This is a genomic window from Microbacterium sp. Bi128 (assembly GCF_918698205.1).
Genome location: NZ_CAKKMM010000049.1, coordinates 1 through 17,460 on the forward strand (window position 1 = coordinate 1; position 17,460 = coordinate 17,460).

The following is a 17,460-nucleotide window of genomic DNA, read 5'->3' on the forward strand; positions in this document are numbered from 1 at the left end:
GCCAAGCACCACGCGCTGTACAACCCGTGGCTCGACGTCACCTCGTCCGAGATGGATGCCGATCCGCACGCGCCCCACGAGGGCACCACGCGCCCGCGGCTCGAGTCGGGGGCCCGGGCGGGCATCTCCACCCTGCGCGGTGCGTTCCCGCCGGATGCCGGGATCGCCGAGGAGGTCGCCCGAAAGATCAAGCGCGAGCTGGAGAAGTTCGGCGTCGCCGATCAGCCCCTCGGTGTCGACGTCATCGAACTGCCGATCCTGTTCGCCCTGCAGAAGGTCGGCATCCAGGTGGTCGATGGCCAGCAGGTGTTCATGGAGGCACGGCGCATCAAGACCGGCGACGAGATCCGGCTCCTCACCCAGGCGGCCTCGATGGTCGATGCGGCGTACGAGGAGCTGTACCGGTTCCTGCGTCCCGGCGTCCGGGAGAACGAGGCGGTCGGGCTCGTCGCCAAGACGCTGTACGACCTCGGCTCCGAGTACGTCGAGGGTGTCAACGCCATCTCCGGAGAACGCTGCTCTCCGCACCCGCACGTGTTCTCGGACCGTCTGATCCGTCCCGGCGACCCCGCGTTCTTCGACATCCTGCACAGCTGGAACGGCTACCGCACGTGCTACTACCGCACGTTCGCGGTGGGGTCGGCGAGCACGAAGCAGAGGGACGCGTACACCCGGGCCCGGGAGTACATGGATCGGGCGATCGCGCTCGTGCGTCCCGGAGCGACGACCGCCGACATCGTCTCGGTGTGGCCGACGGCCCAGGAGTTCGGCTTCGCCGACGAAGAGGCGGCGTTCGCCCTCCAGTACGGGCACGGTGTGGGCCTGTCGATCTGGGAGAAGCCGATCTTCTCGCGGCTGGTCTCCTTCGACCACCCCGAGGAGCTCAAGGAGGGCATGGTCTTCGCCCTCGAGACGTACTGGCCCTCCGCCGACGGGTGGGGCGCGGCGCGCATCGAGGAGGAGGTCGTCGTCACCGCCACCGGGTGCGAAGTGATCACGAAGTTCCCCGCGGAGGAGCTCCTCATCGCCGGTCCCCGGTACATCGCCGTCGGCGGTCCGCTGAACAACCAGCGCGACTCGCAGTCGCACCTGAACACGACCTGGGGTCGCGGGGAGGCGTGATGGCGTCGGTCGGCTTCCTCGGCCTCGGCTCGATGGGGGCGGCGCTCGCGCGGCGCCTCGTCGACGCCGGGCACCGCGTCCACGTCTGGAACCGCTCGCGCGGGCCCGTCGACGCGCTCGTCGCCGCGGGAGCCGTCGCGTGCGCGACGCCCGGCGAGGCGCTCGCGCACGACGTGTCGTTCTCGATGCTCGCGGATGACACCGCCGCCCTGGCCGTGCTGGGTGCCGAGGCCGTGGCATCCACGACCGGCGGTGTCCATGTGAACCTGGCGTCGATCAGTCCGGCCGCCGCGGTCGAGTTGCAGCGCAGATTCGCGGGGGCGGGTGCGCGCTACGTCGCCGCCCCGGTGCTCGGGCGGCCGGCGGTCGCCGCCGAGGGGCGGCTGAACATCCTCGTGGCGGGGGAGTCCGCGGTCGTCACCGAGGTCGAGCCCTACTTGCAGCTGTTCGCCGCGCGCCTGTGGCCCCTGGGCGAGGAGCCGTCGACGGCGAACGCGGTCAAGATCGCCGTGAACTACGACATCATCCACGCCATCCAGGCGATGGGCGAATCGGTCGCGCTCGTGGAGGCGCGGGGCGTCGACCCCGCACTGTTCATCGAGATCCTGACCTCGACGCTGTTCGCCGGTGTCGTCTACAGCGGCTACGGCGGAATGATCGCGCGGCAGTCCTACGACCCGCCCGGGTTCGACGTCGCCCTCGGCGCCAAGGACCTGCGGCTGAGCGCCGAGATCGCGGCCGAGTCCGGCGTGCACTTGCCCACGCTCTCGGCGCTGACGGCGGTGTTCGATCGCGCTCTCGCCGAACCGGACCTCGCACGCCTCGATTGGGGAGCGGCGGCCGAAGTCACCCGGCGGGGGCTCCTGCCGGCATCCGAGAACGAACGAGAAGGAGGTGCGGCATGAGCCGCAGGTATCTGGTGGTGGGCGGCACGTCCGGTATCGGCCGCGAGATCGTCGCGTCGCTGGCCGCCGACGGCCACGAGGTGACCCTCACGGGGCGCGACGCGACCACCGCCCGGGCGGTCGCGTCCGAGATCGGCCCGAACGTCCGGGGCATCGCGGTCGACATCTCCGAACCCGAGGACATCGCCCCGGCGCTCGCCGAGGTCGGCGAACTGGACGGCCTCGTCCTCGCCGCCATCGAGCGCGATGCCAACACCGTCCGCGACTACGACATCGCGCGCGCCCGGCGTCTGGTCACGCTCAAGCTCGTCGGGTACACCGAGACGGTGCACGCGCTGCTGGACCGGCTCGTGCCCGCACGCTCGACGGGCATCGTGCTCTTCGGCGGCCGGGCGAAGGACGCCCCCTACCCCGGGTCGATGACCGTGTCGACGATCAACGGCGGCGTCGAGGGACTCACCACCGCTCTCGCCCTCGAACTCGCGCCGCTGCGCGTGAACGCCCTCCACCCCGGGATCATCGGCGACAGCCCGTTCTGGGCGGGCAAGCCCGCGAGTGTCCTCGAGGGCTACTCGTCTCGTACTCCCGGCGGCGAGCTCGCAACGATGAGGGACGTGGTGGATGCCACCCGCTTCCTGCTCCACAACGAGGGCGTGTCCGCGACCAACCTCTACGTCGACCGCGGGTGGCGCATCACCTGACGATCGCCGGGTCGCCGAAGATCTCGGGATGCCGCTCGAGCTCGATGCGCGTGCGGCGGATGTGCCGTTCCAGCACGTGCGCGGCCTCTTCGGCGTCGCCGCGGCGGAGGGCCGCGACGAGGAGTCGGTGGTCGTGGTGCGCGGAGCCGTCGTGTCGCACGTGCGCCGCGCCCACGAACGCCCTCCGGTAGTGGTGCGTGCGGTTCCACAGGCCCCGGACCGTGTCGCCGAGCATGACCGTCCGCGCGGGGGCGTAGGTGGCGAAGTGGAACGTGCGATCGAGCCGCAGGAAGTCCTCGGCATCCGCCCGCTCCATTTGCGTGGCGAGGTCGTCGAGCAGATCGAGATCGTCCGGGGTCAGCAACGGCGCGCTCATCACGAGCAGCACCGGCTCGATGCGCTCGCGGACGAGGTAGAGCTCCTCGCACTCGGCGAGGGTCAGCCGCGACACCCACGCCCCCGAGTTGGCGACGAGCGTGACGAGACCCTCGGCCTCGAGGATGCGCAGGGCCTCGCGCACCGGGATGCGGCTCGTGGTGTGGCGCGCGGCGAGGTCTTCCTGACGGATACGCGTCCCCGGAGGGTGGATGCCGCGGAGGATCTCGTCCCGGAGGGTGTCGGCGATCCCGGTGCCGGCGCGGCCGTGATCGCGGGCGACGGGCAGCGCGGTCATTCCGCGGGCCTTGCCGGATGCCACAGCAGCGTCGTCGTGTCGCGCTCGTACGCCTTGCCCTCGGGGAAGCTCACGAGCTCGAACTGCATCCCCCAGGGGGCCCGGAAGTAGATCCATCGCTGGCCCGCCGACGCCGCGCCGCTGGCCACCGGCTCGCCCATCACGTCCACGCCATGGGCGTGCAGGTGGGCGACCGCGGCATCCAGGTCGTCGACATAGAGCGCGAGGTGGTGACCGCCGATGTCGCTGTTGCGCGGGGGAGGGGCCTGCCCGTCGGCCGCGTCGTACGCGAAGACCTCGAGATTCGTGCCCATCCCCAGCCGATAGAAGCGGATCTCGCGGATGCGCGTACGCGCATGCACGCCCAGCTGCCGCGTCATCCAGTCGCCTTCGCCCGCGCGGCCGGGGAGGGTATACACCGGTTCGGCGCCGAGGATACCCACGAGGAACGCTTCGGCCTCGTCGAGGTCGGGGACGGTGATGCCGATGTGATCGCTGCCGCGCAGACCGGGAAGTGCCATGGCCGTTCCTCCATTGGATCCATTGGCGCCACCAGAGGCGCCCGTGACCAGTATCTCGCGACAAGAACGCCTTGTATTGGAGACAATCCGATCGTACAGTGATGATGAACATCCTGTATAGGTAGACGCAACGACGCGTGAGGAGAGACATGGCCAAGCGGAAACGGCTGAACACCGGTGTCGAGTGGGTGCAGTTGGAGACGACCGCCGCCGACTGGAAGGCGGCCGACCCGGCACTCCTGGCGACGATGCTCGGTCAGCTGCACCTCATCCGAGCCTTCGAAGAGGCCGTGCTCGATCTGGCCGGCGCGGGTCTCGTCCACGGTCCCGCGCACTCCAGCGTCGGTCAGGAGGGCGGCGCCGTCGGGTCCATCGTCGGGTTGCGGGCCGCCGACGCCGTCAACGGCTCCCACCGCGGGCACCACCAGTTCCTCGCCAAGACCCTCGAGTACGCCTCGGGCGGCGTGCTGGACCCGAACGCCCTCGTCACCCCCGACGTGCAGACGCTCCTCGACCGGACGCTCGCCGAGATCCTGGGCCTGGCGTCGGGCTTCTCCGGCGGCCGTGGCGGATCCATGCACTTGCAATGGCTCGAGGCCGGAGCACTGGGCACGAACGCGATCGTCGGCGGCGGGGCGCCGCTGGCCACGGGCCACGCGTGGGCGCAGAAGCACGCCGGCACCTCGGACGTGTCGATCAACTACTTCGGCGACGGGTCGAGCCAGATCGGCTCGGTCCTGGAGTCGATGAACCTCGCGTCGACGTGGAAGCTGCCGGTGGCGTTCTTCATCGAGAACAACCTGTACGCGGTGTCCACGCGCGCCGACGAGGCGAGCGCCGACACCCGCTTCTCGGTGCGCGGTCAGGGCTTCTCGATCCCCGCCTGGCGGGTCGACGGCATGGACCCGCTCGCGGTGCACCTCGCGATGGGCGAAGCGCTGGAGCGGATGCGGGCCGGCGACGGTCCCGCGATCGTCGAGGCCGAGGTCTATCGCTTCTTCCACCAGAACGGCCCCTACCCGGGGAGCGCGTTCGGTTACCGGACCAAGGACGAAGAGGGGCAGTGGCGGGCGCGCGATCCGCTCGAGCGGATGGCCTCCGAGATGCGCCGCCTCGGACTGCTCGACGACGCCGAGGCGGAGGCCGTGCGCGCGCAGGCCGTCGCCGCCGTCGCGACCTCGGTCGCGGCCGTCGTGGAGCCCGACCCCGAGCGCCCCGGACGTCGCCGCATCCGTCCCGAGCTGTGGCCCGACCCGGCCGTCGTCGACACCGGCATCCGGGGCGACGCGTCCGAACTGGCCGCGCTCTCGGCCGCGGAACCGGCGCAGTGGACCGGCCCGTGGCGCGAGGTGAAGTTCGTCGACGCCGTCGCCCAGACCATGGATCGGCGCATGGAGACCGACCCGCGCATCGTCGTGCTCGGCGAGGACGTGCATCGCCTGGGCGGCGGAACCAACGGCGCGACGAAGGGCCTGGTCGAGAAGTACGGCCCGGAGCGCGTCATCGGCACCCCCATCAGCGAGAACGGCTTCTTCGGTGCGGCGGGCGGCATGGCGATGGACGGGCGCTTCCGCCCCGTCGTGGAGTTCATGTACCCCGACTTCATGTGGGTGGCCGCCGACCAGGTGTTCAACCAGGTCGGCAAGGCCCGGCACATGTTCGGCGACAACAACACCGTGCCGCTCGTGCTGCGCACGAAGATCGCCATGGGTTCGGGGTACGGCTCGCAGCACCTCATGGATCCGGCGGGCATCTTCGCCACCCAGGCGGGCTGGCGCATCGTGGCCGCCTCGAACGCGGCGGACTACGTCGGTCTCATGAACGCCGCCCTGGCGCTCGAGGACCCCGTGCTGGTCATCGAGCACGTCGACCTGTACGGCACGCCCGACCGTGTGCCCGACACCGACCTCGACTACGTCATCCCGCCGGGCAGCGCCGCGATTCGCCGCGAGGGCAACGACGTCACGGTGCTGACCTACCTGTCGATGGTCGGGCACACCCTCGAAGCCGTCGAGCAGACCGGGACGGATGCCGAGGTGATCGACTTGCGGTGGTTGGACCGGGCCTCGCTGGACTGGGACACCATCGGCGAGAGCATCCGCAAGACCAACGCCGTCCTCATCGTCGAACAGGGGTCGCGCGGTCCGTCCTACGGGGGCTGGCTCGCGGACGAGATCCAGCGCCGGTTCTTCGACTGGCTGGACCAGCCGGTCGAGCGCGTCACGGGCGGCGAGGCGAGCCCGAGCATCTCGAAGGTCCTCGAGCGGGCGGCCATCGCCCGCACCGAAGAGGTCGTCGCGGGACTGGAGCGCGTGCGCGCGGCGGGAGGGATGAACTGATGGCCGTCGTCGTGCGGATGCCCGAGATCGCCACGGGAGCGGCAGAAGCCGCCATCCAGAGCTGGCTGGTCGAGGTCGGCAGCCCCGTGAAGGCGGGGCAGGCGATCGTCGAGATCGAGACCGAGAAGGCCGTCGTCGAGTACGAAGCCGAACGCGCCGGTGTCCTCGCCGGCATCCTGCTCCCCGCCGGGGATGCCGCCGCGGTCGGCGTGCCGATCGCGGTGCTCGCCGAGGAGGGGGAGAGCCTCGAGTCGGCGCTCGCCTCCGCCGGCGGAGGTTCCGGGGCCCAGGAGTCCGCGATCGCCGCCGCTCCCGAGGAGGCCGCGGACGCCGCCGCCGCGCCCTCCGCCGCGCCCGCCGCCGCGGCGACCGAACCCGCTGGTGCGTCTGCGGCCGCGGACGCGCCTGCCGCTGCGGTGACCGGGCCCGCCGGTGCGCCTGCGGACGCGGACGCGGAGCAGCGCCTCTTCGCCTCGCCCCTGGTGCGGCGTCTGGCGCGCGAGCGCGGGGTCGACCTCGCGGACGTCCCCGGGTCGGGGCCGCGCGGTCGCGTCGTCCGCCGCGACCTGGACGCATGGACGCAAGCGCGCGACGAGCGGCATCCGGATGCCGAGACGCCCGCCGTCGCCCCGGCTCCGGCCGCACCCGCCGAGGCCGTAGCCGCCCCGACCGGTGCCGCGTACGAAGACGTGCCGCACACCGGTATGCGCCGCGCGATCGCCCGGCGGCTCACCGAGTCCAAGGCGACCGTCCCGCACTTCTACCTGCAGGCCGACTGCCGCGTCGATGCCCTGCTGGAGCTGCGCGCGCGGATCAACGAGGGGCGCGAGCAGCGCATCTCCGTCAACGACCTCGTCGTCAAGGCGGTCGCGGGGGCGATGCGGGACGTTCCCGAGGCGAACGCCATTTGGACTGCGGATGCCACCCGGCGCTTCGCGAACGCTGACATCGCCGTAGCAGTCTCGGTTCCCGGCGGGCTGCTCACCCCCGTGGTGCGGCAGGCCGATCGTCTCTCGATCGGCGAGCTCGCCACCACCGTCCGCGATCTCGCCGAGCGGGCGCGGGAGGGGCGTCTGAAGCAGAACGAGCTCGAGGGCGGCTCGTTCGCGGTGTCGAACCTCGGGATGTACGGCACGACGTCGTTCTCGGCGATCATCAACCCGCCGCACGCCGGCATCCTCGCCGTGGGTGCCGCGACCCGGCGGCCGGTCGTCGATGCCGACGGCTCGCTCACCGCCGCGACGGTGATGTCGGTGACGCTGTCGGCCGACCACCGTGTCCTGGACGGCGCGCTGGCGGCGCAGTGGCTTGCGGCGTTCGTGGCGAGGATCGAGAATCCGCTGCAGATCCTGCTATGAATCACCCCGGATCTGGACGCACCGTTTCGCAACCGTGCGGGGAACCGGCACGCTGGGAGAACACGTCCGCGACCGTCCGCGGACCGGAGGAGAGGAACGCCCGTGCCCCGTATCGCCGTCATCGGAGGAACCGGCTACGCCGGTAGCCACATCGTGACCGAGGCCGTCCGTCGCGGCCACACGGTCGTCTCGGTCGCCCGCTCGGTGCCCGCGGAGCGCGTGGAGGGGGCCACCTACATCGAGGGCACCGTCCTGGACATCCCCGGTCTGGTCGCCGAGCTCGAGGGTGTCGACGTCGTGGTGTCGGCCGTGGCTCCGCGCGGCGACATGCTCGGACAGCTCCGTCCCGCGATCGCCGACCTGGCATCCGTCCTGCCCGAGAACGTGCGACTGGGCGTCGTGGGCGGTGCGGGCGGTTCGCTCGTCGCCGAGGGCGGGCCGCGCGTGATCGACACCGAGGGCTTCACCGAGGAGTACAAGCCCGAGGCGCGGGAAGCCATCGGCATCCTGGAGGACCTGCAGGCCGACACCTCGGGCCGCGACTGGTTCTACGTGCATCCCGCCGGCGGCTTCGGCGTCTGGGCGCCGGGCGAGCGCACCGGCTCCTACCGCGACGGCGGGCACGTGCTCGTCGTCGACGACCAGGGTGACTCGTTCATCTCGGGCGCCGATTTCGCCGTCGCCGTGCTCGACGAGATCGAGAACCCGCGCCACTCGCGCGACAACTTCGCCGTCGGCTACTGACACCACGCACGAAGGCGCCGCTCCCGGGTTCCGGGGCGGCGCCTTCGTCGTTCGTTCAGACCAGGTCGCGCCAGTCGACGACGTCGGTGTCGGTGGTCGGCACTTCTCCCGTCGCCGGGGCGGCGGCATCCGAGATCGTCGCGAGCGACATCGTGTCGGTGGGCGGCCCCATGACCGTCGCCTCATCGCGGCGGTGACTCAGCACGTCGTCGATGTACGAGGTGACGACCTCGGCCAGGGGGACGGACCGGCCGCGCGCCTGCGACATGTACCAGCGGTGTTCGAGCACCTGGTGGAACACCTCGGCGGGCTCGAGCTTGGCACGGAGGTCGAACGGGATCGCCATGACGATGGGTTCGAACACGCGCGTCAGCCACTCGTGCGCGACCATCTCCTCGTCGGCGCCGAGGCGGGACACGCGCGCGCGGAACTCGTCGAGGTCGTTCAGCAGACGGCGGGCCTGGTTCTCCTCGACGTCGAGTCCGGTCAGACGGAGCAGGCGCCGCTGGTGATGGCCGGCGTCGACGACCTTGGGCTGGATGGAGACGCGCGTTCCGTCGCCGGTGGTCTGGATCGACATCTCACCGATGTCGAATCCCAGGGCGTTCAAGCGGTGCACGCGCTCGGTGATGCGCCACGACTCGTCGACGCCGAACGTCTCCTTGTCGGTGAGGGCGCCCCACAGCGAGTGGTACGACGACACCAGGCCGTCGGCGATCGCCACGGCATCCACCCCGCCCTCGAGGCGTCCCCCGGCCTCGAGGTCCATGATCTCGCCGGCGATGTTGGTGCGCGCGATGTCGAGGTCGTGCGCGCGCTGCCCCGGGGTCAGACGGTTGCCGTGCAGCTCACCGGTCTCGGCATCCACGAGGTAGGCGGCGAACTCGCCCGCATCGCGACGGAAAAGGGTGTTGGACAGCGACACGTCGCCCCAGTAGAACCCCACGTTGTGCAAGCGCACGAGGAGCACTGCCAGCGCGTCGACCAGACGCGTGGCCGTGTGCGGACGCAGCACCTGGGTGAACAGTGCGCGATAGGGGAGCGAGAAGCGCAAGTGGGCGGTGACCAGGGCCGCGGGCAAGGGGCGGCCCGAGGCATCCGTGCGTCCCGCGATCACGGCGACGCGGTCGACGCACGGGGCGTCGAGACGGTCGAGGTTGCCGAGCATGTCGTACTCGCGCCGCGCCATCTCTTCGGTGGTCTCTTTGATGGCGACCACGCGTCCGGACAGGTTCGCGAAACGCACGAGGTGGCGGGAGATGCCCTTGGGGAGGGCCACGATGTGCGAGCTCGGCCACTCGGCGAGACCGGTCGACCACGGCAGTTGCAGAAGCCCCGGGTCGACGGTGCTGGCGGTGATGCTGAGGGATTCGGCCACGGTTCCTCCGGGAAAACGGGTGCGGCGCGGGGAGTCGTCGAAGACTCCCCGCGCCGCGACGGTGCGTTGGATCAGGCCGAAGCGATGGCCTTGTCGGTGAGGCGCTCGCCCGACTCGAGGTCGAACACGTGCACGTGACCGGGGACCGGTGCCAGCACGACCGTCTCGCCCGCGTTGGGGTGACGGCGGCCGTCGACGCGCGCGACGATGTCGGTGCGCTTGCCGTTGACCTCGGTGTGGCCGTACAGGTAGCCGTCGGCGCCGAGCTCTTCGACCAGGTCGACGACGACCGAGAGGCCGCGGCCGTCGGCCGGGCTGACCTGGATGTCCTCGGGGCGGACACCGATGGTGACCTCGCTGCCGTGGGCCTTGCCGATGACGTCGGCCTCGACGGGGACGACGAGGTCACCGAAGCGCACGCCGCCCTCGGCCAGGGGGACCGGGAACAGGTTCATCGCGGGGGAGCCGATGAAGCCGGCGACGAAGACGTTCTTCGGCTTCTCGTACAGGTCGCGCGGGGTGCCGACCTGCTGGAGCAGGCCGTCCTTGAGCACCGCGATGCGGTCACCCATGGTGAGGGCCTCGGTCTGGTCGTGCGTGACGTAGACCGTGGTGACACCGAGGCGGCGCTGGAGCGAGGCGATCTGCGTGCGCGTCTGGACACGGAGCTTGGCGTCGAGGTTCGACAGCGGCTCGTCCATCAGGAACACCTGGGGCTGGCGCACGATGGCGCGACCCATGGCGACGCGCTGACGCTGACCACCCGAGAGGGCCTTCGGCTTGCGGGTCAGGTACTCCTCGAGGTCGAGGAGCTTGGCGGCCTCGAGCACGCGGGCAGCGCGCTCTTCCTTGCCGACACCGGCGATCTTCAGGGCGAAGCCCATGTTCTCGGCGACGGTCATGTGGGGGTACAGCGCGTAGTTCTGGAAGACCATCGCGATGTCGCGATCCTTCGGCGGCACGTCGGTGACGTCGCGGTCACCGATGAGGATGCGGCCGGAGTTGACCTCTTCGAGGCCGGCGAGCATACGCAGCGACGTGGACTTACCGCAGCCCGAGGGGCCGACGAGAACGAGGAACTCGCCATCGGCGACTTCGAGGTTCAGCTTGTCGACCGCGGCACGAGTGCCACCGGGGTACAGGCGGGTTGCGTTGTCAAAGGTGACGGACGCCATTTCTTCTTCTCCTTCACCGGCAGGTACGTGCCGGACGATCCGTAGTGAATGGAATGAACGGGGGCGACCCCGAGCGCGCACGACGTTGGGCGCAGGGTCAGTATGCCATGCGTCTGGGCATTTCTCAGCCAGGCTTACTACCATCGGTGCTCGTTCGCCTACCCGTGCGTTCCCATCATCGTCAGCGGTTTCCGTCCGCGCCCGAGAGGTCCCATGTCCAACGACCAGACGCCGAATCTGCCCGCCGAAAGCGCTCGCCGTGAGGCTGTGCGCGAGAAGGCGCAGCAGGTGAAGGCCCGGCAGACGCGGGCGCGCATCGTCCGCCGGTCGCTGGTGGCGATCGGCGCGGTCGCGGTCGTCGCGGTCGGTGCCGCGGGCGTCGGCTACGCCCTGTCGTCGCGGGACACGCGGTCGCAGGCGTTCCCGGATGCCGCCTCCAACGACGGTTTCGTCGTCACCGCCGCGACCGGCATCGCCGACCCGCTCGCCGACCAGACCGTCGACGGCAACGCCTCCGCCATGGCCGCCGAGGCCACTCCCACCGCGACCCCCACACCGGCGCCCACGACGACGGCGGCTCCCGTCGACATCCGCGTGTACGTCGACTACCTCTCCACCGAGGCGCGCGAGTTCCAGCTGGCGAACGCCGAGCAGCTCTCCAAGTGGGTGTCGCAGGATGCCGCATCCCTGACGTACTACCCCGTCGCGATGCTCACCTCGAAGTCGAACGGCACGAAGTACAGCCTCCGCGCCGCCGGTGCCGCCGCCTGCGTCGCGACTCACGCGTCCGACCGGTTCTTCGCCTTCAACCACGAGCTGCTGATCAACCAGCCCGCGGTCGACTCCGATGGCTACAGCGACGAGAAGCTCGCCGACATGGCGCAGGGCGCCGGCGTCAGCGACCCCGACACGGTGCGCTCGTGCATCGAGGACGAGACGTTCACGTCGTGGGCGAAGGCCGCCACCGACCGCGCGATCAAGGGGCTGCCCGACACCAAGGGTCAGGCGCTCACGGCGACTCCGACCGTGCTGGTCAACGGCACCCCCTACGTGGGACGGATGGATGATCCCAAGGAGTTCGCCCAGTTCGTGCTCACCGTCGACAGCAACGCCTACTACTCCACGGCCACGCCCACCCCGACGCCGACCGCGACACCCGCGGGCTGACCGCTCCGAACGACGCCCCGAGCGTACGGCGCGAAGCCTCTCCCACCGCCACCGGCATGGGTTCGGGCCGCGGGGTTACAATGCAGCCTCCTGCGTCCACGCCGTCCCCAGCCAGATGAGCGTAAGGAACTGCCCGACGCTGACCACCTTGTCGGAAGCGCCCATCAAGGCGGTCCCGTACGAGCTGCCGTGGCGAACGGTGAAGGTTCCGCTGAGGCTCGAGGGCGACACGGTGAGTCGTTGACCGATGAACTTCGCAGGCGCGAGCGGCCCGAGTGTCCGAGCGACTCCATCCTTCGTCCGTGCCAAGAGAAGGAGATTCGGCTCGATCGAACGCAGCAAACGCGCGGGATATGTCGATGTCTCGAGATCGCTACCGACGATCTCCAGAGCGGCGGAGGATCGTTGAGTCGTCGCATCTGCGGAGTCGGGAAGAACTCGCCACACGACGCTCGCTTTGGTGATCGCCTCCTGCACTCGGAAGAGGTTGTCGCTCGCCCACGGCTGCTCGAAGGTGACGTCGAAGTCGGCTCGCTGCGTCGAGGACTCGCAATGGAACGGTTGGGGGCCGACGGCTGTCTGGTAGTCATTGGATGCCGAGAGCCGTCCCCTGTAACGGATGTCCGAACCTGCGGAGTATGCGATCCGCGGTGTATCGGTCGCGGCAGTGACGCCTTCCGCGTTGATGTCGGCTTCGATGATGAGCTGTGAGTTGAGAGCTTCCATGACCGGACCCGTGACGGACGATCCGAGGTCGACGGTGGCGTTGCTGATTCGCGCTCGCCCGTTGACGATTCGCGCGAGCTGCCCGGCCCCCTGCGCGTAGAGACCGCCGACGTGCAGGTTCGAGCGGTCATCTCGCTGGCCAGCGCTTTGATGCCCCGTGCCGTGTACTTCGACATTCACCACCCGCCGCGTGTCGATCGTTCGCAGGTTACTGACGTAGTGCTCGCGTGACTCCGGGGCGGTGCCGTCGCCCGAGCCCGTAGTGTCGTTGAACACGGTCACAGCATTCTCGCAACCGATGACGGTCGACCCCACCACTCGGTGCTTCTCGCCTCTCAAGGCGAAGCCCGTGTGAGCGCCCGGGGCGCCGACCACGGTCGCCCCGTGGAACTCGATTCCGTAGGAGCCGTGATGCGTGTCGAGGCCTGAGTTGCCCGCCGCTGTGACCTGCGCGCCGAAGATCTTCGCGAGCATCGTCCGCCCATATAGGGCGAGGTCGCCGTTCACGCCCACTGATGCAGCAACATCGGTCCATCCGTGGCGACCGTCGAGGGTGCGGCAATCGCGAGCGCGACCGTGCATCGAGCCCTGGTCGACAATCCCGTATCCCACGATCGAGGGGGAGTTCTCGGGCGCGTTCATCGCGTACTTGACCAGCTGCCGTTCGACGAGATACCCGAAACACGACCTCATCATCACCGGCTGCCCGACCTCGCGAAGAACGACCTGATCCAGAACCGCCGGTTGAATGAGGTTGGTGCATCTGATCGCGCCTCCGACCACCCGGCCGTTGAACACGTCGTCCGAAACGTCCCATGTGCCGCCGAGGAAGGCCACCGAACCCGGCGCAAGACGGGCCACACGTACGTTGTCCTGGTAAGCGTCGATGAGCGTACTCACGAGGTCGAGAGTGGTCCCGTCCACTCTCAAGACCGTGGCGAACTCGCCGATGCGTGGGATCGATGTGGCGCCCGCCGCGTAACGGGCGGTGGGCGCGGGATCGTCCGCGACGACCTTGACGACGTCTCCCCTCGACCACCCGCGTGCCTCACCCAGCGTGAGACGCGAGAAGCTGTACGTCTGGCCGTCCAGCACCATCGAGGCTGTGGTCACCGCGGACACGGAAGTCGGCGACTCGAGCGAGCCTGCAGCGCGCATCAGGAACCCGTTGTCCGAACTCCCCGATGTCAGGTCCCGCACGATCGTTGCGTCCCGCGCGTCGATCGTCAGGAATTTCGAGCCGGGAATCGATACGGCGGACTTGAAGAGGAATCTCCCGCGCAGCATGAGCGTCGCACCGACTGGCGCGGATGCGATGGCAGCGGTCAACCCCGCCGTCGAGTCCTCTGCCCCGGTGGCGTCGACGGCGTATCGCGGGGCGGCGACATCGATCGCGATGGGGTCCGTGATGGCGTGGATCGAAGAGTCGAGTGTCTCCTCTTCGGTGACCTCCGCCCTCGGGCGGTTCCCCGAAGCGAGTGCGATCGACGGCGCTCCCCAGGCCGCCGCGGTCAGAACGTTTCGACGCGAAAAAGTCCCCATGATCCCCCCAGATGCGTGACGTACGCCACACCTTAGGGGTAGCGCGGTCTCGGAGGCGAGTCGTCGAGGTCGCTCGCTCGGGTCGATGCTTCACGCTCGGCGAACGAGGCTCGCGCGTCGCAGCCTGTGAGGCTCGAACGCTTCGGCGGAACGCGAGTAACAGAGGAAGTGCCGGCTACAGGACTTGAACCTGCAACCCCCGTATTACAAGTACGGTGCGCTACCAATTGCGCCAAGCCGGCATGCCGCAGATCATGCGGCTCTGACGTGCGGTGGGATGGACCCACCATGGCCCGCACTTGGTCGGGACACCATCAGTGTATCGAGCTGGGTCGCACCTTCGCTTCGTCGGTGAGCACAGTGGTCAGCGCATCCCCACCCGCAGCCACCGCACCCCGTGCGCGGGGAGCGTCAGCCCGCCGGCCAGCGCGACGGGCTGCCCGGCGATGAGGTCGATGGCATCCGGTTCGAGGCCCGACAGGGTCAGGGCGTCGATCTCGACCGCGTGATCGGCGACGTTCGCCAGCACGAGCACCGCCGCGCCCGCGTCGCCGGGGCGCAGGAACGCCACGACCGCGTCGACGTGTGCGTCGAAGGCGATGAGCTCGTTGCCCGCCAGTTCGGGGGTTCCGCGGCGGACGTCGATCAAGCGGGTCAGCCGTGCGAAGACGCGGCCGGCGGCGGTCGTGGCATCCGTCCGGTCGGCGTAGTTCTGCTCGGGCCGGCGCGGGCGGTGCACCCACCGGCTGTCTCCGGCCTCGGCGGGATCATCACGGTACGAGTAGTCGTTGAGCTGCGCGACCTCGTCGCCCAGGTAGAGCAGGGGGATGCCGCCGGTGGACAGCACGAGGGCGTGCGCGAGGATCACGCGGTCCTCGCCGCCGGCGTCTCCGGCCTCGATGCCGGCGAGCGATGCGGTCGTGCCGGTGATGCGGGCGTCACCGGTGCGCGGGTTCTCCTGGAAGGGAACACCGCGCGAGAACGACCCATCGACGCGACTGACGTAGAAGTCGTTGAGGAACCGCCGGTGCGGGTACCCCTGGATGCCGAGCTCAGCGGCATCCTCGTCGGCGAACGTCCAGCCGATGTCGTCGTGACTGCGGACGTAGGTGACCCACGCCGTCCCCTCGGGGAGTGCGTGGCGCCGCTCGAGCGCCTGTTGCAGCAGCCGCCCGTCGCGCGTCGCCAGCGCTTCCCACGTCAGCGCCATCTGCAGCGGGTTGTACGACAGCTGGCATTCCTCGGGCGAGATGTACGAGATCACCTCGTCGGGGTGAACGATCGCCTCCGACTTGAACAGCAGGCTCGGCGCCGCCATGCGCAGCACCGCGTTGAACGCCTGCAGAAGGAGGTGCGCCTCGGGCAGCGACTCGCACGCCGTGCCCAGGCGCTTCCAGATGAACGCCACGGCATCCATGCGGAGGATCTCGACGCCCTGGTTGGCGAGGAACAGCATCTCGCCGGCCATGGCCTCGAACACCGCGGGGTTGGCGTAGTTCAGGTCCCACTGGAAGTGGTAGAAAGTGGCCCAGATCCAGCGTCCGTCGGGCAGCTGCACGAACGAGCCGGAGTGGTCGTCGGGGAAGATCTCGCGGGTGGTCTGCTCGTACGCGTCGGGCATCTCGCGGTCGGGGTAGATGAGGTAGAAGTCCTCGTACCCCGCCTCGCCGGCGACGGCCTTGCGGGCCCACTCGTGCTCATTGCTGGTGTGGTTGAAGATGAAGTCGACCACGAGCGAGATGCCCGCCCGGCGGAGTTCGGCGGCGAGGTCGGCGAGCTCCTCCACGGTGCCGAGGGCAGGGTTCACGCGGCGGTAGCTCGACACCGCGTAGCCGCCGTCGCTGTTGCCCTCGGGGCTCTCGAACAGCGGCATGAGGTGCAGGTACGTCAGCCCGAGCTCGCGGAAGTACGGGATGGAGTCCCGGATGCCGCTGAGCCCGCCGGCGTAACGATCGACGTAGCAGACACCGCCGAGCATCCCCTCGCCCTCGAACCAGTCGGGTGCGCTCGCTCGTTCACGGTCGACCGCCTTGAGCCCGTCGGGGCGTTCGGTCCACGACCGACGGGCGAGGTCGACGACGGATGCCAAGCGCTCGAGGCCGTCGGGCCGGTCGCCGTAGAGGCGGCGGAAGAGGTCGTGCAGTCGGGGGAGGTGCACCTCGACGCCGGCGAGGAACTCGCGGTCGGCGTGCGACGCGGTGAGATGGGCGAGGATTCCGGTCACGTCGTCGGAGCCGGCGTTGAGGTGAGGCACGGGGAAAGCCTCGCGCATCGGGCTCGGTCGGTCCATACGGCGCGCGGAGCCGTACGATCGACGACGGCCCCGTCTCCCCGCGGTGCCGAGGAAGAGGAACCATGACTCAGCGCCGATCACCGGGGATCGCCGTCGTCGGCGCCGTGCTGATCGGGTCGCTGACGGCGCTGCAGGCGCGCATCAACGGTTCGCTCGGCGCCGAGATCGGCGACGGGATCCTCGCCGGGGCGATCTCATTCGGCTCGGGCCTGGTCATCATGATCGTGCTCACGGCGGTGCTGCCGGCCGGGCGAGCCGGGTTCCGACGCCTCGTCGCCGGTCTGGGGGACCGCACGGTTCCCGTGTGGATGGTGCTCGGCGGTGCGGCCGGGGCGTTCACCGTCGCCAGCCAGGGGCTCGCCGTCGCGACAGTCGGTGTCGCCCTCTTCACGGTCGGGTTCGTCGCCGGGCAGACGACGGGCGGTCTGCTGCTCGACCGGTTCGGCTACGGACCCGGGGGAGTGGTGCCCGTCACCATCCCTCGAGTCGTCGGGGCGCTTCTGGCGCTCGCCGGTGTGGCCGTCTGCCTGGCGGGAGTGCGGGTCGGCGGCATCCCTCTGTGGATGCTCATCGTTCCGGTGATCGCCGGCGCGGGCGTCGCGTGGCAGCAGGGCACCAACGGCCGGTTGCGCGTGCGGGTGCAGAGCCCGCTGGCTGCGACCCTCGTGAACTTCGCGGGAGGGACGGCCGTGCTCGTCGTCGCGGTGGCCGTGCACATCGCCCTCGTCGGCGCGCCGCGCGCCGCCCCGACCGATCCGTGGCTGTACCTCGGCGGCGCTCTGGGCGTCGTCTACATCTTCTTGTCGTCCGTCATCG

The 17,460-nt window shown here is 69.9% G+C and carries 15 protein-coding genes and 1 tRNA gene; 9 read left to right on the forward strand and 7 right to left on the reverse strand.

The genetic code is table 11. The features are described from left to right. The 3 genes from LQV45_RS06330 to LQV45_RS06340 form a co-directional block, all read left to right on the forward strand. The coding region (locus LQV45_RS06330) for a Xaa-Pro peptidase family protein (RefSeq protein ID WP_230006260.1) at positions 1–1,122 on the forward strand (1,122 nt) is incomplete at its 5' end. Then, positions 1,122–2,027 (forward strand): NAD(P)-dependent oxidoreductase, encoded by a 906-nt coding sequence (locus tag LQV45_RS06335; RefSeq protein WP_230006261.1) that lies wholly within the window; start codon positions 1,122–1,124, stop codon positions 2,025–2,027. The genes LQV45_RS06330 and LQV45_RS06335, both read left to right, overlap by 1 nt. After that, positions 2,024–2,728, forward strand: a complete 705-nt coding sequence (locus LQV45_RS06340; RefSeq protein WP_230006262.1) for an SDR family NAD(P)-dependent oxidoreductase — start codon at positions 2,024–2,026, stop codon at positions 2,726–2,728. The genes LQV45_RS06335 and LQV45_RS06340 overlap by 4 nt, the downstream gene beginning before the upstream one ends. On the opposite strand, the gene LQV45_RS06345 is transcribed toward LQV45_RS06340, so the two are convergent. Together LQV45_RS06345 and LQV45_RS06350 are read right to left on the reverse strand one after the other, a co-directional pair. Next, a complete protein-coding gene (locus LQV45_RS06345; protein WP_230006263.1) occupies positions 2,721–3,401 on the reverse strand; it encodes a GntR family transcriptional regulator in 681 nt (226 codons plus the stop codon). The two genes, LQV45_RS06340 and LQV45_RS06345, sit on opposite strands and share 8 nt — an antisense overlap. Then, a complete protein-coding gene (locus LQV45_RS06350; RefSeq protein ID WP_230006264.1) occupies positions 3,398–3,922 on the reverse strand; it encodes a VOC family protein in 525 nt (174 codons plus the stop codon). The genes LQV45_RS06345 and LQV45_RS06350 overlap by 4 nt, the downstream gene beginning before the upstream one ends. 149 nt (positions 3,923–4,071) lie before the next feature. On the opposite strand from LQV45_RS06350, the gene LQV45_RS06355 reads away from it, so the two are divergent. The 3 genes from LQV45_RS06355 (at position 4,072) to LQV45_RS06365 (ending at position 8,363) form a co-directional block, all read left to right on the forward strand. Next, entirely contained in the window at positions 4,072–6,261 is a 2,190-nt protein-coding gene (locus LQV45_RS06355) for a thiamine pyrophosphate-dependent enzyme (protein WP_230006265.1), read from the forward strand. Beyond that, on the forward strand, positions 6,261–7,619 hold the full coding sequence (locus LQV45_RS06360) for a 2-oxo acid dehydrogenase subunit E2 (protein ID WP_230006266.1): 1,359 nt from the start codon (positions 6,261–6,263) through the stop codon (positions 7,617–7,619). The genes LQV45_RS06355 and LQV45_RS06360 overlap by 1 nt, the downstream gene beginning before the upstream one ends. 102 nt (positions 7,620–7,721) lie before the next feature. After that, a complete protein-coding gene (locus LQV45_RS06365) occupies positions 7,722–8,363 on the forward strand; it encodes an NAD(P)-dependent oxidoreductase (RefSeq protein WP_230006267.1) in 642 nt (213 codons plus the stop codon). 55 nt (positions 8,364–8,418) lie between these two features. Here LQV45_RS06365 and LQV45_RS06370 read toward each other — a convergent pair whose 3' ends face one another. Next, positions 8,419–9,741, reverse strand: coding sequence for a DUF4032 domain-containing protein (locus LQV45_RS06370; RefSeq protein ID WP_138172676.1), 1,323 nt, complete (start codon positions 9,739–9,741; stop codon positions 8,419–8,421). 71 nt (positions 9,742–9,812) lie between these two features. Then, positions 9,813–10,916 (reverse strand): ABC transporter ATP-binding protein, encoded by a 1,104-nt coding sequence (locus LQV45_RS06375; RefSeq protein WP_230006268.1) that lies wholly within the window; start codon positions 10,914–10,916, stop codon positions 9,813–9,815. Between the two features lie 213 nt (positions 10,917–11,129). Between LQV45_RS06375 and LQV45_RS06380 the strand changes: the two genes are divergently transcribed. Continuing rightward, entirely contained in the window at positions 11,130–12,083 is a 954-nt protein-coding gene (locus LQV45_RS06380) for a thioredoxin domain-containing protein (RefSeq protein ID WP_230006269.1), read from the forward strand. A 75-nt stretch (positions 12,084–12,158) separates the two neighbouring features. Here LQV45_RS06380 and LQV45_RS06385 read toward each other — a convergent pair whose 3' ends face one another. Then, positions 12,159–13,907 carry a hypothetical protein gene (locus LQV45_RS06385; protein WP_230006270.1) on the reverse strand — a complete coding sequence of 583 codons (1,749 nt, stop codon included), beginning with the start codon at positions 13,905–13,907 and terminating at the stop codon, positions 12,159–12,161. Between the two features lie 187 nt (positions 13,908–14,094). Between LQV45_RS06385 and LQV45_RS06390 the strand changes: the two genes are divergently transcribed. Beyond that, the gene (locus LQV45_RS06390; protein ID WP_230006271.1) at positions 14,095–14,370 is read left to right on the forward strand and encodes a hypothetical protein; all 276 of its coding nucleotides are present in this window, start codon (positions 14,095–14,097) and stop codon (positions 14,368–14,370) included. Positions 14,371–14,520: 150 nt separating this feature from the next. Here LQV45_RS06390 and LQV45_RS06395 read toward each other — a convergent pair. Together LQV45_RS06395 and LQV45_RS06400 are read right to left on the reverse strand one after the other, a co-directional pair. Continuing rightward, positions 14,521–14,593 (reverse strand) — tRNA-Thr (locus LQV45_RS06395). A gap of 122 nt (positions 14,594–14,715) precedes the next feature. After that, complete coding sequence (locus tag LQV45_RS06400) at positions 14,716–16,623, reverse strand: amylosucrase (RefSeq protein ID WP_374208152.1); 1,908 nt, start codon at positions 16,621–16,623, stop codon at positions 14,716–14,718. 83 nt (positions 16,624–16,706) lie between these two features. Here LQV45_RS06400 and LQV45_RS06405 point away from each other — a divergent pair. Continuing rightward, on the forward strand, positions 16,707–17,460 hold a 754-nt coding region (locus tag LQV45_RS06405), incomplete at its 3' end, for a DMT family transporter (protein ID WP_230006272.1).